20 protein-coding genes are annotated in these 23,697 nt (G+C 46.8%); 14 read left to right on the forward strand and 6 right to left on the reverse strand.

Annotated features, from left to right (window positions below):
• Positions 1 to 56 precede the first annotated feature (56 nt).
• Complete coding sequence (locus R7M92_RS00920; RefSeq protein WP_017634477.1) at positions 57 to 1,427, reverse strand: L-serine ammonia-lyase; 1,371 nt, start codon at positions 1,425 to 1,427, stop codon at positions 57 to 59.
• Between the two features lie 11 nt (positions 1,428 to 1,438).
• The gene (locus tag R7M92_RS00925) at positions 1,439 to 2,980 is read right to left on the reverse strand and encodes a sodium:solute symporter (protein WP_025499426.1); all 1,542 of its coding nucleotides are present in this window, start codon (positions 2,978 to 2,980) and stop codon (positions 1,439 to 1,441) included.
• A 339-nt stretch (positions 2,981 to 3,319) separates the two neighbouring features.
• Between R7M92_RS00925 and R7M92_RS00930 the strand changes: the two genes are divergently transcribed.
• The 3 genes from R7M92_RS00930 to R7M92_RS00940 all read left to right on the forward strand — a co-directional run bounded on the left by R7M92_RS00930 (position 3,320) and on the right by R7M92_RS00940 (position 6,996).
• The gene (locus tag R7M92_RS00930; protein ID WP_158173275.1) at positions 3,320 to 4,615 is read left to right on the forward strand and encodes an MFS transporter; all 1,296 of its coding nucleotides are present in this window, start codon (positions 3,320 to 3,322) and stop codon (positions 4,613 to 4,615) included.
• Positions 4,616 to 4,716: 101 nt separating this feature from the next.
• Positions 4,717 to 5,733, forward strand: coding sequence for a nuclear transport factor 2 family protein (locus R7M92_RS00935; RefSeq protein ID WP_005374772.1), 1,017 nt, complete (start codon positions 4,717 to 4,719; stop codon positions 5,731 to 5,733).
• Between the two features lie 177 nt (positions 5,734 to 5,910).
• Positions 5,911 to 6,996: a porin gene (locus R7M92_RS00940; protein WP_009706550.1), complete on the forward strand. Its 1,086-nt coding sequence runs from the start codon at positions 5,911 to 5,913 to the stop codon at positions 6,994 to 6,996.
• A gap of 69 nt (positions 6,997 to 7,065) precedes the next feature.
• Here R7M92_RS00940 and R7M92_RS00945 read toward each other — a convergent pair whose 3' ends face one another.
• The 4 genes from R7M92_RS00945 to hisD all read right to left on the reverse strand — a co-directional run bounded on the left by R7M92_RS00945 (position 7,066) and on the right by hisD (position 10,897).
• Positions 7,066 to 7,779: an alpha/beta fold hydrolase gene (locus R7M92_RS00945; protein ID WP_025768657.1), complete on the reverse strand. Its 714-nt coding sequence runs from the start codon at positions 7,777 to 7,779 to the stop codon at positions 7,066 to 7,068.
• A gap of 1 nt (position 7,780) precedes the next feature.
• Positions 7,781 to 8,785 (reverse strand): cupin, encoded by a 1,005-nt coding sequence (locus R7M92_RS00950; RefSeq protein WP_025768658.1) that lies wholly within the window; start codon positions 8,783 to 8,785, stop codon positions 7,781 to 7,783.
• An 83-nt stretch (positions 8,786 to 8,868) separates the two neighbouring features.
• Positions 8,869 to 9,603, reverse strand: a complete 735-nt coding sequence (locus tag R7M92_RS00955) for an SDR family NAD(P)-dependent oxidoreductase (protein ID WP_025768659.1) — start codon at positions 9,601 to 9,603, stop codon at positions 8,869 to 8,871.
• 1 nt (position 9,604) lies between these two features.
• A complete protein-coding gene (gene hisD, locus R7M92_RS00960) occupies positions 9,605 to 10,897 on the reverse strand; it encodes a histidinol dehydrogenase (protein WP_005374756.1) in 1,293 nt (430 codons plus the stop codon).
• A gap of 289 nt (positions 10,898 to 11,186) precedes the next feature.
• Between hisD and R7M92_RS00965 the strand changes: the two genes are divergently transcribed.
• The 11 genes from R7M92_RS00965 to R7M92_RS01015 all read left to right on the forward strand — a co-directional run bounded on the left by R7M92_RS00965 (position 11,187) and on the right by R7M92_RS01015 (position 23,671).
• The gene (locus tag R7M92_RS00965; protein WP_005374748.1) at positions 11,187 to 11,936 is read left to right on the forward strand and encodes an HpcH/HpaI aldolase family protein; all 750 of its coding nucleotides are present in this window, start codon (positions 11,187 to 11,189) and stop codon (positions 11,934 to 11,936) included.
• A gap of 150 nt (positions 11,937 to 12,086) precedes the next feature.
• On the forward strand, positions 12,087 to 13,043 hold the full coding sequence (locus R7M92_RS00970; protein WP_318132503.1) for a LacI family DNA-binding transcriptional regulator: 957 nt from the start codon (positions 12,087 to 12,089) through the stop codon (positions 13,041 to 13,043).
• A gap of 268 nt (positions 13,044 to 13,311) precedes the next feature.
• Positions 13,312 to 14,307, forward strand: coding sequence for a TRAP transporter substrate-binding protein (locus tag R7M92_RS00975; RefSeq protein ID WP_318132504.1), 996 nt, complete (start codon positions 13,312 to 13,314; stop codon positions 14,305 to 14,307).
• A gap of 57 nt (positions 14,308 to 14,364) precedes the next feature.
• On the forward strand, positions 14,365 to 14,928 hold the full coding sequence (locus R7M92_RS00980) for a TRAP transporter small permease (RefSeq protein ID WP_318132505.1): 564 nt from the start codon (positions 14,365 to 14,367) through the stop codon (positions 14,926 to 14,928).
• On the forward strand, positions 14,925 to 16,205 hold the full coding sequence (locus tag R7M92_RS00985; RefSeq protein ID WP_318132506.1) for a TRAP transporter large permease: 1,281 nt from the start codon (positions 14,925 to 14,927) through the stop codon (positions 16,203 to 16,205). The genes R7M92_RS00980 and R7M92_RS00985 overlap by 4 nt, the downstream gene beginning before the upstream one ends.
• 525 nt (positions 16,206 to 16,730) lie before the next feature.
• Positions 16,731 to 17,705 (forward strand): ester cyclase, encoded by a 975-nt coding sequence (locus tag R7M92_RS00990; RefSeq protein WP_318132507.1) that lies wholly within the window; start codon positions 16,731 to 16,733, stop codon positions 17,703 to 17,705.
• 49 nt (positions 17,706 to 17,754) lie between these two features.
• Positions 17,755 to 18,750: an ester cyclase gene (locus R7M92_RS00995; RefSeq protein ID WP_318132509.1), complete on the forward strand. Its 996-nt coding sequence runs from the start codon at positions 17,755 to 17,757 to the stop codon at positions 18,748 to 18,750.
• Positions 18,743 to 20,476: a sodium:solute symporter family transporter gene (locus R7M92_RS01000; protein WP_017820102.1), complete on the forward strand. Its 1,734-nt coding sequence runs from the start codon at positions 18,743 to 18,745 to the stop codon at positions 20,474 to 20,476. Before R7M92_RS00995 ends, R7M92_RS01000 begins: the two co-directional genes overlap by 8 nt.
• A 217-nt stretch (positions 20,477 to 20,693) precedes the next feature.
• Positions 20,694 to 21,701 carry a LacI family DNA-binding transcriptional regulator gene (locus R7M92_RS01005; RefSeq protein WP_005374731.1) on the forward strand — a complete coding sequence of 336 codons (1,008 nt, stop codon included), beginning with the start codon at positions 20,694 to 20,696 and terminating at the stop codon, positions 21,699 to 21,701.
• 144 nt (positions 21,702 to 21,845) lie between these two features.
• A complete protein-coding gene (locus R7M92_RS01010) occupies positions 21,846 to 22,490 on the forward strand; it encodes a recombinase family protein (RefSeq protein ID WP_171344786.1) in 645 nt (214 codons plus the stop codon).
• The gene (locus tag R7M92_RS01015; RefSeq protein ID WP_213966410.1) at positions 22,487 to 23,671 is read left to right on the forward strand and encodes a multidrug effflux MFS transporter; all 1,185 of its coding nucleotides are present in this window, start codon (positions 22,487 to 22,489) and stop codon (positions 23,669 to 23,671) included. The genes R7M92_RS01010 and R7M92_RS01015 overlap by 4 nt, the downstream gene beginning before the upstream one ends.
• Positions 23,672 to 23,697: the final 26 nt, after the last annotated feature.

Consider the following 23,697-nt stretch of genomic DNA (forward strand, 5'->3'; position numbering starts at 1 on the left):
AAAGCCGATGCATCTCAGTGCTTCGGCTTTTTTGTTGGTTAGATGTGCCTAACTCATTATTCGCAAGGCGGCGCTAGGTGGATCAAAGCCAATCCACCCAGTGACGTCTCGCGGTATTTCTTGTTCATGTCTTTGCCCGTTTGATACATGGTTTCAATCACCTTATCCAACGAGATCAAACATTTACTGTTACGCTTTAATGCCATACGAGAAGCATTGATCGCTTTCATTGCGCCCATTGCATTACGCTCAATACACGGAACTTGCACTAAGCCCCCAATTGGGTCACAAGTCATTCCTAGTGAGTGCTCCATGGCAATCTCGGCCGCAATACAAATTTGCTCATTGCTACCACCACGCAGCGCGGTCAAGCCAGCTGCCGCCATGGAAGAAGACACGCCAACTTCGCCCTGACAACCCACTTCGGCACCCGAGATAGACGCATTAGTTTTGTACAAAATGCCAATCGCACCGGATACAGCAAGGAAGTCTTTAAGCTGTTTAGTATCGAGCTCTTTGATGAAGCGATGGTAGTACATCAATACCGCTGGAATCACACCCGCCGCACCATTAGTTGGCGACGTTACGACTTGTCCACCAGCCGCGTTTTCTTCACTCACAGCAAAAGCAAACAGGTTAATCCAATCCATGATTTCCATCGGATCGTTTTCGATTGCTTCATTTGCTTCAAGCTTCTTCAGCAAGTTAGGCGCACGGCGGGTCACGTTCAAGCCGCCATCCAAGATACCTTCTGTCTCGAAACCGCGCTCCATGCAACGCGTCATCACACGCCAGATCTGTTCTGCGCGTTGATTAATGGCTTCCATATCCTGAAATGCTTGTTCGTTTTTCAGAATCATGCCGCCGAGGCTCATGCCATTCTTCTCAGCCTGTGCCAACATTTCGTCTGCACTGGAGAATGGGAACTCTACTTCTACGGGTGCAGTCGCACTGCCATTTTGCAGTTCATCCGCCGTTGCGATGAACCCACCACCGATAGAGTAGTAAGTTTCAAACCCAACCTGATTGCCATGCGCATCTAACGCAGTAATCGTCATGCCATTCTCATGCAGAGGAAGGTTCTCTTCATGGAACAACATGTCCGTTTTGTAGTTGAATTCGATTTCATGACGGCCATCGACAGACATCATGCCCTCTTCAATCGCCTTGCGCATCGCTTTATTCGCAGAAGCGATTTTGATGGTATCTGGTTTGTTACCCAACAGACCCAAAATGGTTGCACGGTCAGTATGGTGACCAATCCCTGTTAACGAGAGTGAGCCGTATAAATCGACTTGAATACGAACCACTTTTGCCAAGTTCGATTCAATCAAACGAGTGAAGTGGTAACCCGCGATCATTGGACCATTGGTGTGAGAGCTAGAAGGACCCACACCAATCTTGTAAATATCAAAGATGGACAGCATAAACTTACCTATTACGACAATGCAGCATAAAGCCAATCAGGGAGAACCATACAAGCAGCGATGGTCGCCACAGCGAACACCAACAGCCCATAATGGCTTGCGGTTGGCTTTGCAAAAAGATGTTTTTGATTATTGATAAAGATTTGTTGCTCGGCAGTCACAGCGCCCCAACGACGGCTCACTAACACACCAAACAAAAGGAAGACGAACGTACCAATTGGCGCGAACCACGGCCAAGCCACGTCGAGATACATCGCAGTAAACACCGCAATCACACTCATGATACTGCCAACGATCACGCCTTTCTCATTGGCTTTCACCCAGAATAAACCAAGCACGAATGAACCCAAACGGATACCAACAAAGATAGAAGTCAGACTAGCGATGGTTTTGAGTACCGATTCATTCGATACCGCCAGAAGAGCTGGCACTACCACCATAGCCGCCGCAAGCAAACTCATCTTTCTTGCGACTTTTTCGTAGTGCTCATCATCGGCACTTTTGCGAACGAAACGCTTGTAGATATCGAACGTTGCGACGGTCGCCATCGAGTTGTAGGTCGAATCCAAGGTCGACATTGCGGCCGCCGCCAATGCGGAAATGATCAAACCAACGACGATTGGGTTAGTGTGGTTGAAGACGAAATCCAAAATCACTTCGTTGCTGTTTTCAAACGATTGATCTTGATAGAAAACACTCAGAAGGACACCGAGTACCGCGAAGAACAAGTACACGAAAAACGCACCGTAACCACACAACAGCATCGACTTCTGCGCCGTCTTTTCACATCTCGTCGCTAACGTGCGTTGGATGATCAATTGGTTGGTGCCGTACACACTCAAATGCAAAAAGCTCACGGCAACCACGCCTGCCCAGAGTGTGGTATCTACGCCTAAATCGAAGTCTAAGTTGATGATATTCAGGTGATCACGAGAAAGGTAATCTGCCGCATTAATCTCTGTCATTAGAATGGCAAAGATAGCGATGCTGCCTGCCACCAATACTGCAGATTGCAACATATCGGTCCAGATAACCGTGGAAATCCCGCCCGCATAGGTATAGCAAGCGGTGAAAATACTAATGTAGATAATGGCTTCAGAAATACTGATAGGCAGAACTTGCACTAAGATCAGCGCCACGGCATACAAAATCACACCCGCAGAGATACATTGAACCACAATGAACACAATCGAGTTGATGGTTCTTGCATACACCCCAAAGCGGTGCTCAAGGTATTCATAAATCGAAGTCAGACCCAGCTTATAGAAGACAGGCACAAAGAAAATGACGGTGAAAAAGATAACGATGGGATAGTTAAGGTGAATACTCATCGCTTCCATGCCAGAGCTATAAACCCAACCAGGCATCCCTACAAACGTCATCGCACTAATGTAAGTCGCAAGTATCGAAACACCCGCCGTAAACCAACCAAATTGCTTTCCACCCGTGGAAAAGTCGCCACCATTGCTGTAGCGCTTATTCACTAAATAGCTGATTAGTATGGTAATTGCTACATATAACGCAATCACCACAAAACTTGAGTACGTAACCATTTCAGGGTTTCCATAATTCTGGGTGCTAATTATTTGTGCTTGGATATTACTTTAAAAAAGCATATCTAAACGATAATCCCGCCATAACTGTGACTACAATCACCAATATAGACGGTTATATATTCAAAAATGCCAAAAAGACCGATTTAATGAGACTCCCATCACTAAAAACCACTAATTGGGTACGCATTCATTTTAAAATTGATATTGATCACGGATCTAATGACCTTAAAAAAACTATGATTCACCACGACACGAAATCGAAGATGATCACAATAAGATCGTGTTCTTTAAGTTTGAATAGCAACAAATCCTAAGTGAAATAGAGGTTTATCGGTCATGAATGCCAAAAGACACATGAGCGAAGTTCCTATGATTCAAAGGGTAGCTGCCTATCTAGCGATACTGGTTGGTTACTTTTTCTATTGTTATAACTTTGTAATTATTGACTACGTACGCCCATACATCGTTGAAGCGTATGATGGTATTAGCCTGTCAGACACTGCCCAGTTCTATACATGGCAGTCGGTTGGTGCACTTATCGGTGCATTGAGCTGTGCTTGGTTCGCAACAAAATTTGGTAAGAAATCCACTCTTATTACCATCACAGCCCTAAACGGTGGCGCTACGATCATCAATATGATGTTCACCGACTACACAACATGGGCAGCAATGCGTTTCATCATTGGTTTGTCACTGGGTGGTTACTTCACCGTGGCAGTAAGCTTGATGATCGGCCTATTTACGCCAACGGTACGTGGTAAGTTGACGGCATTCGCGTCTTCTATGTTCTCTGTAGCACTGATGGTAATGGGTGCGTATGCAGCATTTATTGCAAGCATTGATGCACCATGGGAAAGCCTAATGCTTGTTGGTGGTATCCCACCATTGGCAGCCGCTGTGGTCATGATCTTTGTGCTACCTAGCGACAGCAAAGTGATCGCTTACGGTGAAGAAGAACAAGCAAAAGCGGAAGAATCAGACGCACCAGCGAAAACAGGCTCTTGGGGCGAAATGTTAAGCAAGCCTTACCGTAAGATCACTCTAACGTGTCTATTACTGGCTGGCCTTAACTTCTATGGTTTCCAATTCTTTGGTGGCTTCGTAACCACTTACCTACGTGATGTACGTATGTTCGACGGTGCAACCATCGGTCTCATCTTCTCTATCTCAGCATTTGGTTCACTGTTTGGTGCGTGGTTCTGGGGTTGGGTAGCTGACAAATTCGGTCGTAAGGTGAACGCATTTGGCTTCATCCTAGCGGGCATCATGGTTTCAATCTTCTTTGTTGCACCTGGCGACATGGTGATTGGCGGCCTAAACATGCTGGCTCTACTTGGTCTGATTTACAACTTCGGTCTGTCTTCTTCAGCGGTATGGGGTGGTTACTTCTCAGAACTGTTCCCAGCACACCTACGTAGCTACGGCGCGGCGCTATTCCACGGCGGTCGTATCCTCGGTATGTGGGCACCAATGGTACTTATCTTCATCCAAGAGCGTACCGACCTACAAACCGCAATGTGGGGTTCACCAATCGTATGGATCCTTGCAGGTCTTCTATGGCTATCACTGCCAGAGACACTAAAAGGCGGCGTGTTCGATAAGAGCAAAAAAGCCGAAGCAGTAAAAGCGTAACTGAATTTCAAAAACTCCGGCTGGCTCCCCGGCCGGATGAAAAAACTTAATTTCGAGTCCTGTTCCCAAAGCCGACTCGACAGCAAATCAGAGAGTTTATTATGTCTAAATATCAAGAAGCGAAACGCGTTGTACGTGAATACTTCAGCGCAATGGAAAACGCAACTCACGAGAACGTAGCAGAAGTACTAAAAGCACACACGTCAGAAGATTACCTATGGCGTGGGGTTTACCCATTCCGTGAGCAACAAGGCGCTCAAGCAGCGGCTGACGTTTTCTGGGCTCCTTTGATGAAATCAATGACTCGCATGCAGCGTCGTCAAGACATCTTCATCGGTGGTGAGAACGAAGTAACATCAGGTGAAATCTGGGTAATGAGTATGGGTCACTTCATGGGTCTATTCGACGCTGAATACCTAGGCATGCGCCCAACTGGTAAAATCATGAACATCCGTTACGCAGAATTTAACTGTGTTGAAAACGGCAAGATCACTAAGACTGGCCTATTCCTAGACCTTCTAGGCGCGATGGACCAAGCGGGTTGTTACCCACTACCACCATCAACAGGTAAGCACTTCGTATACCCTGGTCCTCGTAACCACGACGGTCTACTGTTCGAAGACGCAGCACCAGAAGAAGGCGTAGCAACACTAGCACTAGTGAACAAGATGGTTGATGACTTATCTGCACTAAACGACAGCGGCGCTATGGGTTGCCCACCAGAAGTTCTTGAGAAGAGCTGGTCTAAAGACATGATCTGGTACGGTCCATGTGGTATCGGTGCGTCTTACACAATTCCTCGTTACCAACAGCAGCACCAATTGCCGTTCCGTAACAACCTGAAAGACAAGAAGTTTAACGGCCACGTATGTCGTTTCGCAGAAGGTAACTTCTCTTGTTTCTTCGGCTGGCCAAACCTATCTAACACGCCAATCGGTGGTTTCCTAGGTATGACAGGTGGTGAAGTACGTGCAGACATGCAAGTGGTTGACGTTTACTACCGTGACGGCGACAAGCTATCTGAGAACTGGGTACTGATCGACCTTCCTTACTGGCTAAAACAGCAAGGTCTAGACGTGTTCGAGCGTACTCAACAGATCCTAAACCCTTCTCTATAAGAAGTCCTAGGGGCGGATTGTCAACCCGCCTTTATGTTGCCTGAATCCCCTCTCGGTTCAGGTGACATGCTCCCAACTCGTGCCTCAAGGATGGGGCACAACCTCAAGATAGAACCCTTATTCAAAACGGGCATGAACGCACGGTGGCTTTCTGCGCCCTGAATAATGAGATTGATGATGAAAAAGTCGACCCTTTCTGCAGTGATTTTAGCAGCGCTTACTTCTAGCTCAGCCTTTGCTGCACACACTTTTGTTAATGACGCTGGCGACAGCCTAACCATCGATGGCCGTTTCGATCTTCGCTACCAAGACCGTGGCGGTGATGACAACGGCGAATGGAACAGCGGCAGCTCACGTTTCGGTTTGAAAGGCCAAATGGGTCTGGATAACGGCTGGACTGGTTTCGGTCACGCGGAATGGGGCTACAACTCTGGCGCGAACGGCGACAACATTTACGACCGCTTGCTATACGCAGGTGTTGATCACGAAAAATACGGCAAGATTGCTGCGGGTACTAAGCAGTGGTCTACCTTCTACGACGTAGCATGGTACACCGATTTAGGTCGTGTATTCGGTACTCGTGGCTCAGGTGTTTACAACCTAGCTGACTGGGGTATCGCATCCGGTGCTGGTCGTGCAGAAAACTCAATTACGTACCGTAATTCAATCAATGAAAAAGTGAGCTACGGCTTTACTTACCAAACCACGCGTGAAGATGTTGCTCTAGCAGGCAATGCGACAGCCTCACTGAAAAACGGCATGGGTGCGTCGATCACTTACAAACCCGTTGATGGCGTAACACTGGGTGCGGCTTACCATCAAAATGAAGTTGCGGATCTAGACGCAAGCGTAGTTGGCGTAGAAAACGGCGACAACATGCGCATCATGCTATTGGGCGCGAACTACAGCAACGGCGGCTTCTACGCGGGTGCGACTTTCCACGTTGGCGAAAACTGGGAAGCAGTGAGCCAAGGCGGTACGGACGTAATGTTCGATACCCTAGGTGGCGAAATCTACACTTACTACCACTTCGATAACGGCCTACGCCCAACGTTGAACTACAACTACATGGAAGATCGCGGTGACGAGACACAAGGCTACGAGCGTAACTTGCTGATTCCTGGTCTTGAATACCACTTCCAGAAGAACAAATTCCTAGTTTGGACTGAATACCAGTTCGACCTAGGTAAAGATCAGTACGATGGCAGCAAATTCGAAAACCGTGATGATCAATTCGCGGCAGGTATTCGCTACTACTTCTGATAATACTCATCGCTCACCACCTATACCCAAGTAACCTTAAGGTGGTGAGTGATGAAGTTCTTATCAACACTAAGCAAAGTTATCTTGAAGCCAAGTAGTCATCACTTCACTAATAATTAAAGGCTGCTCAAGCGTAGATAGATGCCCACACTCAGGGATAACATGAAGCGTGACGTTTGGGATGCATCGCTCCATAAGCAGATGATTGTCTAGCGGACAAAGCTTATCTTCTTTACCTGTTATCACCAACGTAGGAGCTTGAATGTCCGCCAATAAAGGTCGAGCATCCGGGCGAGTTGCTAACGCTTTAGCATGTGCTTCAAATGCCTCCAAACCTACATTGACCGCCATGCCTTCTATACGCTCAGTTAACGCTTTGTCTTGCAAACGGCTTGGATGAATCAGCACAGGCATTAGAGTATCAGGCGTAATGCTTTCAAATTCACCACTTAACGCTCGACTAACCAGTGCGTCGCGCTTTTGTGTCACCTCTGGCTTTTCATCCGCCGCGTTGGTGTCCATTAGCACCAAACCTCTGACTCTATCTGGCGCTTGGCGGTACACCTCAAAGGCAAGAATCCCACCCATTGATAGGCCACCCAAGACAAACTCCTGCGGTGCGTCTTGCAACACTTTCTGCGCCAGCTGTTCCATTGACGGCAATGAGGCCAGCGTCGGGCATGAAGGCTCAACCCAACTTGGCAACGCTCGGTTGACTTCCTCAAACAATGTGCCATCACAAAGTAGTCCGGGTAGCCAAACTAACGAGGTGGGTTGCGTCATTTTATTCTCCTGCCAGCGGCTTTGGTTGATCAGACCCAAGAATGCAATACGTCAAACTATTACCACGCAAGTTCGTCAGTGAATAAGACGCACCTTCTGGAACATTCAGCACATCACCGCGCGTTAAAACAACATTAGCTTGTTCGCCTTGATGCGTGAGGACCACCTCTGTATCGCCATCAAAGTTGATAAGTACTTGTTTTTCTTCTCGGCAGTGTTGAGGAATCGAGCCACCTTCAGAAAGCTCATAAGCCATGATGCTCACTTCATCTTCACTCTTTACTTGGAAGTCATAACTCGCCAAAGGATGACCCGTTAAGGCGTATTGTTTCACGTTGCTTCCGCCGAAATCGCCTTTGATTTCACGATAATCTTTTTGCAGAGCGACAAATGGCATCATCTCTTCTGCGGTGTAGGTATCGAAGGTCGCGAGCTCTTCTTCGGTAAGCAGCGGCATCAATTCTGATTCTTGTGGCACCGGGTCGCCATTAATGGTGTCCACGAGTGTGCCATCGGCTTTGAGGTATAAACCATAACCTTGACTGTCTTTAATAACGTTTGGATGCCAAATAACGCCGCCACCTGAATCGTCGCCGCCAAGTACCGAGAACATAAAGCCGTAATCGCGGCCAACCACTTCAAATCCACGGAAGAGATTGGTTGGAATCGAGATGACGTCACCGTGAGACAACACCGCCTCATGCTCTCCATCGTTCCCCCAATAAAAACGGAACTGACCTTTGAACACCAAGAAAAGCTCGGCGGTACGATGAGAGTGCAACGAATTTTTGATGCCCGGCGGTTGGCCTGCGGCACCAATGTTAAAGCCCGCCGTATCGCGAATATGAACATGCTGACGACTGCTTTCTGCCACCCCAGCACCGATAATGCAGAAGTTATCTTTCAGATCACTGCCTGGCGTGCGCGCATCAATAAACGCACTCGTACCCGGAATCAGTTCCATGTAGCGGACCAGATTATTATTCATTTTAGATTGTAGAGTCATTGTAAATCCTTGTTGTCCTTGTTTGGACCTAGCCTTTGAATTGTTAGTTACAAACCTAAAGTTAGTTACAAACCGAAAGTGTGTTACAGACCTAAAGGTCGCCCACCATCAACCGCGATGGTATTGCCTGTCGAGAAGGTCAGAAGATCTGCCGCGGCGTACACGGCTTGAGCGACTTCTTCATCATTGGCTAAACGCTTAAGCGGTGTGGATTGTTCTTGTTGATTACGCCATGCGTCATCCAAGCCTTTGACAAACTCAGTGTCGACAAGCCCTGGAGCAACAGCCAGAACTCGAACCTCGGGAGACAGAGCGCGAGCTAAAGAACGGGTCATGTTCTCCGCGGCAGATTTACTTGCACAGTAAGCAATGTTGCTCCCCATCGCAGTCTGTGCCGCGATAGAAGTAATGTTCACCACACAACCATTGGCTTGCTTAAGCCAAGGCTCAAACGCTCGAACCATGGCAAAAGGCGCACGGACGTTCACTTGGAAAATTTGGTCAAACAGCTGGTCATCTAAACTTTGCAAATCAGAGTGCGCGACGAATTTCGTCATCCCCGCACAGTTGACCAACAAATCCAGCTTGTCGCTTATTTCACTGACTTGATGTTTAAGCTGTTCAATCGCACTAGAATCTGCCACGTTCAATTTGAATGCTAGATGCTCGTTACGTGGCAGCGAGGAAAGCACATCCTCGGCCGCTTTCTGATTACTGTTGTAAGTCAGAATTACGCGATATCCCGATTCAGCTAGCTTGCGACAAATGGCGGCACCCAGTCCGCCACTGCCGCCTGTGACTAAGGCAAGTTTCGACATATTACGCCTCTTCCACTTTGCCTTTGTAACGGCGCACACGAATATCCGCTTGCTCTTTGTGGCCAGCAAAACCTTCGAGTGCACACAAGCGAGAGCAGTACTCACCGACTTTTAGCGACGCAGCTTCCGTTACACGCTGGTAAGTACAGGTCTTGATAAATTTACCTACCCAAAGACCACCGGTGTATCGCGCCGCTTTCTTCGTTGGCAGTGTATGGTTGGTACCAATACATTTATCGCCGTAAGAAACGTTGGTTTCACGACCTAGGAACAAGGCACCGTAGTTGGTCATGTTATCTAGGAAGTATTTAGGATCTTCCGTCATCACTTGCACGTGTTCAGAAGCGATATCGTCTGCCACTTCCACCATTTCTTCGTAGCTATCACACACAATCACTTGTCCGTAATCTGCCCACGCTTTACCCGCAACTTCAGCCGTTGGGAGAATGGTTAACTGACGTTCGATCTCTTTGATGGTTTCTTGCGCAAATGTTTCGCTATTGGTCAACAATACAGCGGGAGAGTTGTAACCATGCTCAGCCTGACCAAGCAAGTCTGCCGCTGCCAATTCCGGGTCACAGCCTTTCTCATCGGCAATGACTAGGGTTTCCGTTGGGCCTGCAAACAAATCGATACCGACGCGACCAAACAACTGACGTTTTGCCTCTGCTACAAATGCGTTACCCGGCCCTACAATCATATCGACCGGTGCAATAGTCTCCGTCCCCAGAGCCATTGCACCTACCGCCTGAACACCACCGAAGCAATAGATTTCATCCGCACCCGCCATTGCCATCGCAGCGACAATCGCCACATTCGGCTGGCCATTAAACGGTGGCGCACAAGCAATAACACGTTTTACGCCCGCGACTTTCGCCGTCAGTACACTCATGTGAGCGGATGCAACCAATGGGTATTTACCGCCAGGGATGTAACAACCCACGCTGTTGACTGGAATATTTTTATGCCCCAGTACCACACCAGGCATGGTTTCTACTTCGACGTCTTTCATTGAGTCACGCTGAATTTGAGCAAAGTTTCGAACTTGTTGCTGAGCGAACTCGATATCATGACGAGTCGATTCATCAAGCGCATCCACACAGGCTTGGATTTGCTCTTCTGACAGGCGGAATTGCTCCGGCGACCAGTTATCAAACTTTTCAGACAACTCACGTACAGCGCTATCACCTTTCGATTCAATATCAGCAAGAATGTTTTCAACAATCTGACGCACTTTTGCGTCGTTTGATGCTGATGCTTCTTCAGTGATTCCGTTTTTTAAAATGCGTGCCATTGGGTTTCTCCTTGAACATTGAGGCTGACGAACGGTTATTTTTATGCTTTTGGATACGAATGCAAAATCAGATTAAACACTTAATTAACATTTGACAAGTTAAGTCAACAAACCAAAAAAACCACCCTTAAGCCTTTGTATTGATTAATTTAAACAAATAAAAGTAAGTAATAAGGACCTTGATTGAGTTTAATTTTTAATCAAAAATGAGTTTTAGATCACATCATTTTTACTCATCATTTACATTTCATCGTGTTAGTTTTTGCATACCTTTGCAAAGGAGAGAATTATGAGCAATTTTAAGCAACGTCTGACTAAAGAAACGCTATTAGGTACATTTGTTAAAACCCCTCATCCTCACATTATCGAGGTATTGGCACTGGCAGAGTTGCCTTTTGTGGTACTGGATGCAGAGCACGCACCTTTCGATCGTTCCTCGCTTGATCTGTGCATCATGGCGGCCAGAGCGAATGACCTCGCGTGCGTGGTACGAGTACAAGACAGCGCTCCTTCAACCATTTTGAACGCGCTTGACTGTGGCGCGGCGGGTGTACAAATTCCCCATGTTTGTACTGCTGAGCAAGCGACGCAACTGGCGAAAATCTGCCATTACGGAGAAGGTGGCCGAGGGTATGCTGGTTCCAGTCGAGCAGCGCAATACGCCACTAAGCCCATGGTTGAACACTTAAAAGACAGCCGTGCGAATACGATTGTCATTGCACAAATTGAAGACCCTCAAGGGGTTGAAAATGTTGAAGCGATTGCCAATGTTGAAGGAATTGATGCGCTCTTCATTGGCCAAGTTGATCTCACTGTCGCTTATGGTGCTGATAGCGTTCATGATGAGAAAGTCGCACAAGCAAGTATGCGAGTAATCGAAGCGGCCAGAGCCGCCAATAAACCTGTTGGCATGTTTGTCGCGACGGCTCAACAAGCTCGGGAATGGCGTGAACTCGGCGTTAGCTTCTTTTGTGTTGGCTCTGAACACAAAATGATCATTGATGGCTTCAAGCAAGAGAGAAATGTGATGAATTCTTGAGTTTTCTCTGATATTTACGCCTTATCAATGTAATGCTCTAGACACAGAAATCCCCTAGCCCATACACTCAGCACGTATGAGAAGGTTCAATGGCCTTAAATAAGGAGTATCACCATTAAAGCGAAAGTAACTTCGATCGACGTCGCGAAGATGCTCGGCGTCTCTCAATCGACGGTATCTAGAGCATTCAGCCCGACTGCGAGTATTAGCGAGAAGAAACGCAAAATGGTGATGGATGCCGCAGCTAAGCTCGGATACACACCGAATGCCATCGCCCGAGGTCTGATTTCGAATCGTTCAGGCTTAGTGGCGATTGCGTTAGATAGCGAATCAAACCCAATGTACGACATGCAATCTCGTGCTTTGGCTGTCGAAATTCAAAAGCGAGGCGGACAAGTTGTGCTTTGCCCTATCGACAAGGACGACCTCGATCTCGCCATTTCACGCGCCATTGAATACCAAGTGGACGGACTCGTTATCGCCACCAGCCGTTTAACCTCACGCGCGTTTGCCCAATGCGAAAAGTTTGGCGTTCATTTAAGCTTGATTAACCGCTACGCCGAGGGTATTAATGCCAATAGCTCTGGTATTGATAACCGATTGGCGGGCCAACAAGCAGCCGAGTATTTAACGCAGAAAGGCGCAAAACAGTGTGCTTATATCAGTGGCGATGCTGGCTCCATGACCAGTGAAGAGCGTTGGCTGGGTTTCTCTTCAAAATTGCAAGAACTCGGCTCCCCGTCACCAACCTTTATCCAAGCCAAGTACAGCTTTGAAGCAGGCTTAGAAGCGGCGAAAGCGATCTTGTCGCACACTAGCAAACCCGATGCAATTTTTTGTGCAAACGACATCCTCGCCATGGGTGTGATGGATGGTTTACGCCAAGCCGGAGCAAAGATCCCTCAAGACTTCTCCGTGATGGGCGTGGATAACATTCCGATGTCTGCTTGGCCTAGTTATGATCTGACGACCATCGCTCAACCCGTCGACAAAATTGTTCAGCGCGCAGTTGAAGATCTGATGAACCGCATCAATGGCAATCAGGACGCAACGGGTGAGTATCTTCTCGAGCAAGGCACCTTGATCGAACGCAGCAGCACCCTTTAATAAATTCATATTTATTCATTCTTAATAAACAAAATGCCCTGCTTTCGAGCGGGGCATTTTTCTGTGACCGCGATTAAATTTCAGCCAATCATTATTCAATTCTGCTTCAATTTTCTGACCTTGTTATTGACTTGTTACTTGAATGTTTTATTTTGGATTCGTATGCAAAATGGATATGAATTGCTCAATTAATTTATAAAAACATAACAAGTAGTGTGTCTTGCCGACGAATGCCTATGGCAGGTCATACCAGAAACAAGGAAGAACGATGAAGAAAGCAATCATAACTTCGCTTACTGCACTGGGATTCGCACTGACCAGCATGAATACGTTTGCAAGTAACGTTATTCGTCTTGCTCACGACAGCCAAGAAACGTCTCCAGTACACAAAGCAATGCTCTATTTCGAACAAGAAGTGGAAGCACGCTCAAACGGTGAGATCGAGGTCGAAATCTACCCGGCGAGACAACTGGGCGATGTGCGTGAGACCACGGAACTTGTGCAGCAAGGCAACTTACAAATGACGTTTGGAGCGTCTGTTTTACTCTCTCCCTATGTCCCAGAATTTAACGTGCTCGACGTGTTCTACCTTTTTGATAGCGAAGAGCAAGCGCACAAAGCGCTCGACAGCGAGAAGATCGGACAACCATTGTTGAATGCTATGGAATCAAAGGGTTTTCACGGCTTGGGCTTCATGGAGGTCGGCTTTCGTAGCGTGACTAATAACAAACAACCAATAGACAGCGTTGAAGATTTGAAAGGGCTGAAGATTCGCTCAGCATCGAACCCAACCCAGATCAGTGCTTGGAAATCCGTGGGTACCGCACCAACGCCTCTTTCTTGGGGTGAAATATTTACCTCGCTCCAACAAGGTCTGATAAACGCTCAAGAAAGCGGCATCTATTCGATTTATGCCGAACGCTTTTATGAAGCGCAGAAGTACCTCTCTTTGACCAACCACATTTACACCAACTACGTGCTGTTCATGAACAAATCGTTTTGGGATTCACTGCCTGCAGAGCAACAGGCGCTGATCAGTGAAGTAAGCAAAGAAACCATCGCTAAGCAGCGCGAGTTCGCCGCTAAGCAAAATCAAGAAGTGATCAAAGATCTCAAAGCGAAAGGCATGACGGTTAACATCGTCCCAGATGACGTGCGCAGCATCATGAAAGAGAAAATGAATGCAGCCGTGTACCAAGATCTGCGTAGCAAGACAGGCGAAGACTTGTTTGACAGCGTGATTGCCGAGATAGAACGCCTATAACTCCCACTCTTTTGCACGATCTGGAAACAGGTCGTGCTTTCCGTTTTGGAGGTAAATATGAAGTGGTTTCGCTTACTAGACAAGTACCTAGAACCTACCCTTATTGTTATCGCGATCTCGATGATGACAACTTTACTGTGCTTGCAAATCGCACTACGCCTATTTGACGCAACGATCGCGTGGGCTGAAGAGCTGGCACGCTATTTATTCGTATGGGCGATGTACCTTAGCATCAGCTACTGTATCCGAGATGATCGACACATCCGCATTCGTGTGTTCATCGATAAACTTCCGGGCAATTGGACGCAATTCAGTTTGATTGTTTCTGATCTTATCTACCTTGCCTTTAGTGCCACTGTCGCCTGGTTTGGATTTAAGGTGATCAATCGCAGCCTGCAACTCGGTCAGATTGCACCCGCAATGGAAATTCCTATTGCGTGTTTGTATGCCTCTGTTTTAGTTTGCGCACTATTAAGCTGCGCGCGCCTAGTGACAAGCATTTATCAACGTGTGAACGCGTGCTCCACCAGCAATGAACGAGTTCGCTTTTCTCGCCAACGCTATCGCCATATCAAAGCAAAGTACCGTACTTCTAACCGACTATTGGAGTTTAACGCATGACGTCTGCACTTTTGTTTGGCAGCTTTGGTCTGCTTCTGCTCATTGGCGTTCCGGTCGGTATTGCTCTGGCGGCAGCCAGTATGGTCGCGATACTCAGTCTGCCGTTTCTTAACATCGAGTTTTTAGTCCAAGGAATGGTAACAGGGCTCGACTCTTTCCCTCTCCTCGCCGTCGTTCTATTTACCTTGGCAGGTAACCTTATGAGCCAAGGAGGGATCTCAAAACGATTATTACACGTGGCGGAGGTCTTCTTTGGCCACTTTACTGGTGGGCTTGGCATCGTCGCCATTGTGGCGTGCATGTTCTTCGCTTCCATCTCTGGTACGGGGTCTGCCACTGTTGCCGCTATCGGCCTGACGATGATTCCATCTATGGTGAAGAAAGGATACGACCGCAGCTTTGCCGGTGCCTTGATAGCCTCTTCCGGCGGAATTGGGGTCATTATTCCACCCTCTGTGGTGATGATCGTCTACGCGATCACAGCTGAAGTCTCGGTAACTAAGATGTTCATGGCGGGCATCATTCCTGGCTTGGTCGTCGGTATGGTATTGATCGGCTACTGTCTAATTGTCTCAAAAATGCGGGGCTACACAGGTAACGAACGCAAAGCGACTTGGGCAGAGCGTCTTGCTGCGCTAAAAGAAGCCAGCTGGGCAATGCTACTACCCGTGATCATTCTCGGCGGTATCTATTCCGGTATCTTCACACCTACCGAATCAGCCGCCATTGGTGTGCTCTATGGCTTATTCTTTGGCATGTTTGTTTATAAAGAGCTCAAACCAGCGCAAGTTGTGAAAATCATTCTAGAGTCGTCAGTGTTAGTTGGCGCAGTGCTCGTTATTGTGGGTGCGTCCGTGACGTTTGGCCGCATATTGACCCTAGAACGTCTGCCGACTGAAATTGCTCAGTTCATTCTATCGATTACCGAAAACAAACTGCTGATACTGCTTTGCATCAATGTTCTGTTGTTGCTTGTCGGTACCTTCATGGAAACGCTGGCGGCCATTGTTATTCTCACACCAATTCTGCTACCCATTACGTCAGCACTCGGCATGGACCCCGTTCATTTTGGTATCGTGATGATCGTGAACTTGGCCATTGGCTTTGTTACGCCTCCTTTAGGTGCCAACTTGTTTATGGCAAGTCAGGTAGGCAAAGTACCGATAGAGTCGCTCTCTAAAGCCATTATGGGCTGGATTGGGGCAATGATAGTGGCCTTGATGTTGATTACCTTCATCCCTGCCATCTCGCTATCGTTACCTGCGCTTTTATCCTGATCGTTGCACTCATAGAGCGCTTATGACTGTTATAGCCACTAGATAAACACCTTTCTAGTGGCTTATTCGTTATTTACTTCCGATTTAATAAAAAAGCCTTTAAGCATTCGTATGCAAAAGGAAAATTTGAAAGATATAAGGATAATTGACACCAAAATAGCTGAATATTAGCGATAAAGTCTATTTGGGTGCCTTGATCTGCATGATTATCAGTTTTGGCTTAATCATTTGTTTCCATTCAAACAGATAAAAATAAATTAAGCGATTAAAAAACAATAAGATATTAGGAAATTCATACAAAAAACTTTGACCTCCTTTCTTATTAACACGTCTCGATAAGAGATAGCTTCCATCTCTCCTGTACTTTTTTAGTTTATTTTCCGCTCAATTGTTAAAAGTCTGATCATTAGCACGCTATTTAAACAATAAGAAAACAATCCATTGACAAACTAACAACATAATATATTTTGAATACGTAACCAAAAACATAAGACAAACATAATTATTCAATTACGGAGGTGATTTATGGCCATGGTTGGCTTCGATGAAAAGTGGCGTGACTTTCCCGACTACATTCTTGGTATCACAAAAGAGATTTGGGAAGACCGAGGTTTAAACACCTTAGAACACTACTACTCACCTGACATTGTTGTGCGCACGCCACTCTCTATCGTTCAAGGAAACGAAGGGGTGATCAGTGCAACAATGGCAACACTGGCTGAGTTTCCAGATCGCACGCTATATGGCGAAGATGTCATTTGGTCTGGTACGCCAGAGCAAGGTATGCTTTCTTCTCATCGAATCATCTCTACTGCAACACACAGTGGCAACGGCTTCTACGGACAAGCCTCGAACCGTAAACTTCGTTTCCGTATTATCGCGGATTGCCACGCCATCAATAACCAAATCAATGACGAATGGTTGGTTCGCGATCAAGCCGATATCGCGAAACAACTGGGCATGACGTCAGAAGAGTTTGCACGCCAACAAATCGAATTTGAAGGTGGCGTGGAATCAAGCCCATTTCCGTTCACACCTGAAGTCGACATTCCTGGACCTTATTTGGGTGTAGGCAATGACAATGAATACGGTCAACGCTACGAAGCGATTCTAAGAAGTCTTATGAACGCCGAGTTCTCTATAGTACCGAAAGAGTACGACCGCGCTTGCATCTGCGAATACACCCGAGGAAAAACCGCCCTATCACACTCGGAAGTCGATCATTTTTGGATGGCCCTTCGTGCGTCCTTCCCTAACGCTCAATTTTCCGTTCACCATCGTATCGGCCGAGATGACGACATGATGTCACCACGCGCTGCGATTCGATGGTCTTTGCACGGTAAGCATGAGGGATACGGGATGTTTGGTAAGCCTTCAGGAAAAGAGGTTTACATCATGGGGATCAGCCACGCTGAGTTTGGCCCTTGGGGTCTTCGTCGCGAATTCACTTTGTTTGACGAGACCGCAATCTGGAAGCAAATCCTGCTACAGCAAGGCTAACGACTGATTAAACACTATTCATTCAAATCACAGACAGTAAGGAAGCAACATGTCACTCAACATCATCGAACAGTTCTACCAGAACTACTTCAAAGCCGCAGATAAAGAGCAAAAGCAGGCCGCTCTGCAAGCTTTGAACCCTGACGTAAAATGGTGCGTGGCGCACCCTGTGAACGATCTTAATGGCCCAGATGCAACCCACGAATCTTTCCTCTCACCACTTGTTAATGCTTTGCCTGATGCCGAGCGCCGACCAATAATCGTGATGCACGGCGAATACGAAGGCCGCACTTGGTACAACTCTACCGGCTACTTTATCGGTACATTTGAACAACCACTGTTTGGCATCCCAGCAACAGGGAAAACACTCTACTTGCGTTACACCGAAATGGTGTGTGTGGAGAACGACCAAATCACCGAATCTTACATGATCCCAGACTTCATCGACGCGATGAATCAAGCAGGCTGCAACCCTCTTCGTAAAAGCTTAGGTCACGATGGCTTGGTTCCTTCTCCTGCAACTTCTAACGGTATTCAACAATCTGTTGTGTCTTTGGAAGAAAGTGAAAAGAGCGCCCAGCTGGTTGAAGATATGCTGTCTTGCTTGGGTCGTTTTGATGGCAAAGATCTTTTCTCGATGGATTTAGAAAACTACTGGCACAATGACTTCATGTGGTACGGCCCAGCAGGTATTGGCACGACGCGCGGTATCAAAGGTTTCCGTAACCACCACCAAGCGCCATTTGTGTTTGCCTTCCCAGATCGAAGTGTCGATATTGAGGTCAATTTTTTGGCCAAAAATGACTACGTATCCACAGGTGGTTGGCCACATATGTATGGCACGCACACTGGCCACAGTGGTTGGCTTGGCCTCGCTCCAACAGGAAAACACATCGAGCTACGCGTTATGGACATTTGGCGACGCGAAGGCGATCTATTGAAAGAAAACTGGGTGTCGAACGACATCGTTCATATCCTGCTACAACTTGGCTATGACGTGTTTGCACAAATGAAAGAACAGTTAGAAGGACCTAATTATGCATGAGTTTGGCGCACTTAACTGGAGCATCCTTGGCGGATACATTGCCCTAACGTTAGTACTGGGTGCGGTGATTGGTAAGCGAGTAACTTCAGCTAGCCAATTCGCTTTGGGTGACAAAAACATCCCTTGGTGGGCGATCGGTATTTCAGTCGTTTGTACGTACGTTAGTGCCATGTCTTTCCTTGGCGGGCCAGCTTGGTCTTACAAAGAAGGTCTGTCGGTTATCGCGATTCACCTCAATTACCCTCTCGTGATCTTCTTTATCGTGGCTGTGTTTATGCCGTTTTTCTACAACAACGGTTTAACCTCTATCTACGAGTACCAAGAACGACGCTTCGGTAAGGCGTCACGACTGACATTGTCGTTTATCTTTCTTATCAAACAAGCATTGAGCTCAGCAGCGGTACTCTATGCCACAGCAATGATTTTAGAGTTCATTACTGGTATCGACGTGATGTACTGCATCATGATCGTCACTGCAATTGCCCTTATCTACACCGTAATGGGCGGTATCGCGGCCGTCATTTGGACCGATGTGATTCAAGCAGTAATCTTATTTATTGGCGCATTCATCATCATTGAAGCTGTATGGAATGGCATGCCAGCCCCGATGACGGAGGTCATGGCAGAACTCAAAGCGAAAGGAATGACCGATGCCCTACAAACAAGTTTTGACCTAAGCCAAGTAACGACGGTATGGGCCGGCGTTATCGCAATGACGATGTTCCACACCACCGTGTATGGCGGTAACCAGATGATGGTACAACGTTGTATGGCCGCGAAAAACATGGGCGATGCGAAAAAGGCAATGTTGATGATGGGTTACGTGGCCTTCTTTATTTACTTTGTCTTTATCTTGCTTGGCGTCCTGTTCAACGCTTATTACGACGGTAAAGAGTTTGAAAACGGCAACACCATCATTCTTCATTATGCGAGTGAATATGGAATGCCAGGCTTGATGGGCATCATTGCCGCTGCGATTCTGGCGGCAAGTATGTCGAGTCTCGATTCCGCATTTAACTCAATGGCGACCGTTTCTGTGGCTGACTTTTACAAACGCTTCTACAAGCAAAACGAGTCGGAAGAGCATTACTTAAAGGTATCGCGTTTCTTCACGGTGGCGTGGGCGATTTTGGTCATCATTCCAGCGATCATGTTTGCCACCAGCACAGGCTCGGTACTGGAAGTGCTGAGTAAGGCAGGCTCTTACTTTGTCGGTGCGAGCTTCTGTATGTTCGTCCTTGGTTTCTACTCAAAACACATTACGGAAAAAGGCTTGTTAATTGGCGTTGCTGCTAGCTTCTTGGTGATCTGGTATGTAGCCGTTGCGACCGATATTGCGTGGCCTTGGTATTGCGTGATTGGCGTCCTTGTGAATGCCGTTGTCGCTTACATTGCTAGCCTTCTCCTGACGGGTAAACAAGATGAAATGCATCTTTACACAGTGAAAGGCCAGCAAGCGGAATATGCTCGTCTAAATAAACCAATCAAGGAAGATGGTTGGTATGTCGTTCCCGGCAAAATCGATGCTCCATGTTATGGTTTACTAGTGATGTTTGTATTCTCTCTCGTGATGCTTTGGGGGATCAACGCGTTTACCGACAACGCTCCTATGCTGATTAACTTTATGCGTGGCTGCTCTATTCTTGTCGCTACCGCTTGCATCGGATACATGGGGTATTCACTCCTCTCCCCGAAACGTAAAGTTGCAGTCAAACAAGCAAATTAATCTTCTTTACGTAGATACTGTACGTCCAACAAACGGACAGTATCTACGCACTAGATCTAGTGCTAGCTCAAAGCAAACCAAATGGGTTAACCCACATTTTGCTTTTTAATACTCCAAAGCCATTATTCTACTTAGGATACCCCGTCAGAACATTTATGAATACGTACCTATTTATGCTAGTCTTATGACCTCAATTACTGGCAACTAAGTTTTATTCATGAAATCAATTAAACACGTAGTCACATCAAAAGATGTGGCAAAGATGGCAGGCGTCTCTCAATCTACTGTATCGCGCGTGTTTGTTCCGGGTAGCTCAGTATCCGAAAAGACCAAGCAAAAAGTCTTTGAAGCGGCTAAAGCCCTTAACTACCGCCCTAACGCCTTTGCACGTAGCCTGACCACAAACGAATCGAAATTGATAGGTTTAGTGTTTCCTGATGCGGATTACCCTATCCATATGAAAACACTGCAATTAATTTCCAGTGAGTTACAGAAAAAAGGTTATTCTGCCGTATTGATTCCATGGCAAGTGGATGAAGAAGAGGGCCACTCAATCCCAAATATCTTCCAGTATCGCGTCGATGGTGTCATTGCCGCTTCCGCAACCTTCAATAAGTCCCTTTATGAAGAATGTGAAGAGTTTAATATCCCAATTGTTCAATACGCACGAGTTGTTGAAGGTACTAGGAGTAGCTACGTTATCAGTGACAACTACGAAGCAGGCCAACAAGCCGCGCAACTTCTGCACAAAAGTGGCGTGAAGAACGCGGTTTATTTGACGGGAGAAGTGCCAACCTTTACGAATGACGAACGCCAAAGCGGCTTCTGCTCTGAATTTGAAGACCTAACCGGCAAGACGCCACGCATCATTGAAGCCAGTTATGACTACGCGAGCTCACTTGATAAAGTCCGTGCCATACTGGCAGACAAAAATCGGCCTGAAGCGGTGTTCTGTGCAACCGATAACCTTGCTATGGCGGTCATGGATATCGCCCGTATAGAATGCGGGTTGAGCATTCCTCAGGACTTACAAGTCATTGGCTTTGATAATATTCCTCAGACAGAATGGTTGAGCTATCAACTAACCACATTCCGCCAGGATTTCCGTCGCCTCGCTCGCGAGTGCGTGAAGATCATTGTTGATCAAATTAATACGAAAAACGGCAGCCTAGTAAAAATGATGGTGCCAGTGAAGTTAATCGAGCGCCAGACAACAAAAGCTTAAATAGCTATAGCCAGCCATTCGGTTGGCTTTTTTATTTGCCTCTGACACCCAAACGGCTCATTTAGTGTTGTAAGCATTAATGAACCCATGTATATTTATGAGCCATCACACTATATGAACCAAAAAAAGAGGCTCATAATCCTTATGACCACGTATCTTTACACTCGTTATTCGCCAAAAAATCGAGCTTACCAAGAGCACCTTAATACTCTAAAAGCTTTTGCGCCCGAAGCTCAGCATTTTGAGGATAAGGTTCGTGGTTGCATGCCTCCAACCGAGAGAGAGGCATTCTTACGACTGCTCGATTCCGTCAGAGCTGGGGATACGATTGTGCTCTGGTGGCTGACCGCATTTGGTCGCGACTTTAGTCAAGCATTGAACACGATAAAAATGCTACTCGATAAAGGGGTAACATTAAAAACCGTATGTGAATCAATAACTTTTGAGCCAGGTTCTGTTCAAACTCAAACACTACTCACAGTGTTATCTGGATATGGGAAAGTGCAGACTGAACATCGCCTGTTTGCCGCAGAGCAAGGGCGACAGGCCATTAAAGAGCAGCCAGAATTATGGAAACAGAAGTTTCGCGGCCGCCCCGCAAACAAAACCAAACACCAACAGATCGCAACGTTACTGCTAGAAGGCTACACATTGCAAAACGTAGCAGAGCAATGCGAAGTCAGTCTATCGACTGTGAAGCGGGTCAAAGCAAAGCTAAATGAAGTGGATGACGAAGGTGGCTTAAGATCACGACGCCAAAAAAGTTGTTTGAATGGAGACCCGTCATGAGTCGCCCAATCAACTTTCATACTATACTACTCGCCTGTCTTATTATTAGCGTTGGCCAGTTGAGCATGGGGCTAGTCATGCCCTCTTTGCCATGGATAGCAAAAGACTTTTCCATCTCCCTCGACCAAGCTCAACTACTTGTGAGTATTTATTTGCTCGGCTTTGGCCCCTCTCAATTTATCTACGGGCCAGTGTCAGATGCTTTAGGACGAAAAAGAGTATTACTTACCGGTTTACTCATCGCGATGTCTGGTCTGCTGATGATTGTTTTCTTCAGTGACACATTTACAGGGATGGTGATGGGGCGCTTTTTACAAGGGTTAGGTACAGGATGCTGCGCGGTACTCGCGAGGGCGTCGACTCGAGATAGGTTTAGCGGGGATGAACTCCCAGTGGCAATGTCTTACATCGCCATGGCGGCTTCAATCACGCCACTTATTGCACCTGTGATTGGCGGCTTTATCAACTTCCACTTCGGTTGGAGTATGGTGTTTATTTCTCTGTTGGGCTATGTCTCGCTGGCCTGGGTAATCATCGCCTTTAAGTTCACAGAAACCATCGCAAAACGTTCTGTCATTCCGTCACCCCGAAACATGTTGCTCCAATACAAGAGCTTACTTACGTCTCGTTACTTTATGAGTTTCGCCAGTATCAGTTGGTTAAACTTCAGCTTAATGATTACGACAGTCTCTGTGATGCCATTTATCATGCAAGATCAAATTGGCATGACCTCCGCTCAATACGCAATGTGGGCACTCATTCCCGCTTTGGGTATGTTATGTGGTACCACGATTTGTAACCGAGTAAGGCCAATTATTGGCAATAAGAAAATGCTGCTCTGCACCCCATTTCTTCACCTCGCTGCCGCAATATGGCTATTTTTCTGTCCTGTTGAGCCTCTATTTCTGATGCTAGGACAGCTATTAATGATCTTGGGTAATGGTATTGCCCTACCTTGTGCACAAGCGATGGTAATGCAACCTTATAAAAAGCAAGCAGGTGCCGCAGCGGCAATGTCTGGTGGTGGACAAATGGTCGTCTCCTCATTGGTCAGCTTAACTCTGGTACAGCTTGGATTGAGTCAAGCATGGCATCTAGCGATCGTTATCGTAATATTTGCATCGCTTACCTTCACCAACATTCAACGTGGCTTCAGTGCAGAGCAACCTTCAGAACAATAACAAAAACATACTATTGTCCTTATAGT

Origin of the sequence: Vibrio sp. Vb2880 (genome assembly GCF_033337975.1) — a bacterium.
In the GTDB taxonomy this organism is placed as follows: domain Bacteria; phylum Pseudomonadota; class Gammaproteobacteria; order Enterobacterales; family Vibrionaceae; genus Vibrio; species Vibrio alginolyticus.

Bases quoted from the DNA above. Each gene is read 5' to 3' on its own strand.
- R7M92_RS00945 (WP_025768657.1), bottom strand. From the start codon at position 7,779: ATGACGCAACCCACCTCGTTAGTTTGGCTACCCGGACTACTTTGTGAT.
- R7M92_RS00925 (WP_025499426.1), bottom strand. From the start codon at position 2,980: ATGGTTACGTACTCAAGTTTTGTGGTGATTGCGTTATATGTAGCAATT.
- R7M92_RS01005 (WP_005374731.1), top strand. From the start codon at position 20,694: ATGAAATCAATTAAACACGTAGTCACATCAAAAGATGTGGCAAAGATG.
- R7M92_RS00980 (WP_318132505.1), top strand. From the start codon at position 14,365: ATGAAGTGGTTTCGCTTACTAGACAAGTACCTAGAACCTACCCTTATT.
- R7M92_RS00995 (WP_318132509.1), top strand. From the start codon at position 17,755: ATGTCACTCAACATCATCGAACAGTTCTACCAGAACTACTTCAAAGCC.
- R7M92_RS00975 (WP_318132504.1), top strand. From the start codon at position 13,312: ATGAAGAAAGCAATCATAACTTCGCTTACTGCACTGGGATTCGCACTG.
- R7M92_RS00990 (WP_318132507.1), top strand. From the start codon at position 16,731: ATGGCCATGGTTGGCTTCGATGAAAAGTGGCGTGACTTTCCCGACTAC.
- R7M92_RS01015 (WP_213966410.1), top strand. From the start codon at position 22,487: ATGAGTCGCCCAATCAACTTTCATACTATACTACTCGCCTGTCTTATT.
- R7M92_RS00940 (WP_009706550.1), top strand. From the start codon at position 5,911: ATGAAAAAGTCGACCCTTTCTGCAGTGATTTTAGCAGCGCTTACTTCT.
- R7M92_RS00985 (WP_318132506.1), top strand. From the start codon at position 14,925: ATGACGTCTGCACTTTTGTTTGGCAGCTTTGGTCTGCTTCTGCTCATT.
- R7M92_RS01010 (WP_171344786.1), top strand. From the start codon at position 21,846: ATGACCACGTATCTTTACACTCGTTATTCGCCAAAAAATCGAGCTTAC.
- hisD (WP_005374756.1), bottom strand. From the start codon at position 10,897: ATGGCACGCATTTTAAAAAACGGAATCACTGAAGAAGCATCAGCATCA.
- R7M92_RS01000 (WP_017820102.1), top strand. From the start codon at position 18,743: ATGCATGAGTTTGGCGCACTTAACTGGAGCATCCTTGGCGGATACATT.
- R7M92_RS00965 (WP_005374748.1), top strand. From the start codon at position 11,187: ATGAGCAATTTTAAGCAACGTCTGACTAAAGAAACGCTATTAGGTACA.
- R7M92_RS00950 (WP_025768658.1), bottom strand. From the start codon at position 8,785: ATGACTCTACAATCTAAAATGAATAATAATCTGGTCCGCTACATGGAA.
- R7M92_RS00920 (WP_017634477.1), bottom strand. From the start codon at position 1,427: ATGCTGTCCATCTTTGATATTTACAAGATTGGTGTGGGTCCTTCTAGC.
- R7M92_RS00935 (WP_005374772.1), top strand. From the start codon at position 4,717: ATGTCTAAATATCAAGAAGCGAAACGCGTTGTACGTGAATACTTCAGC.
- R7M92_RS00930 (WP_158173275.1), top strand. From the start codon at position 3,320: ATGAATGCCAAAAGACACATGAGCGAAGTTCCTATGATTCAAAGGGTA.
- R7M92_RS00955 (WP_025768659.1), bottom strand. From the start codon at position 9,603: ATGTCGAAACTTGCCTTAGTCACAGGCGGCAGTGGCGGACTGGGTGCC.
- R7M92_RS00970 (WP_318132503.1), top strand. From the start codon at position 12,087: ATGCTCGGCGTCTCTCAATCGACGGTATCTAGAGCATTCAGCCCGACT.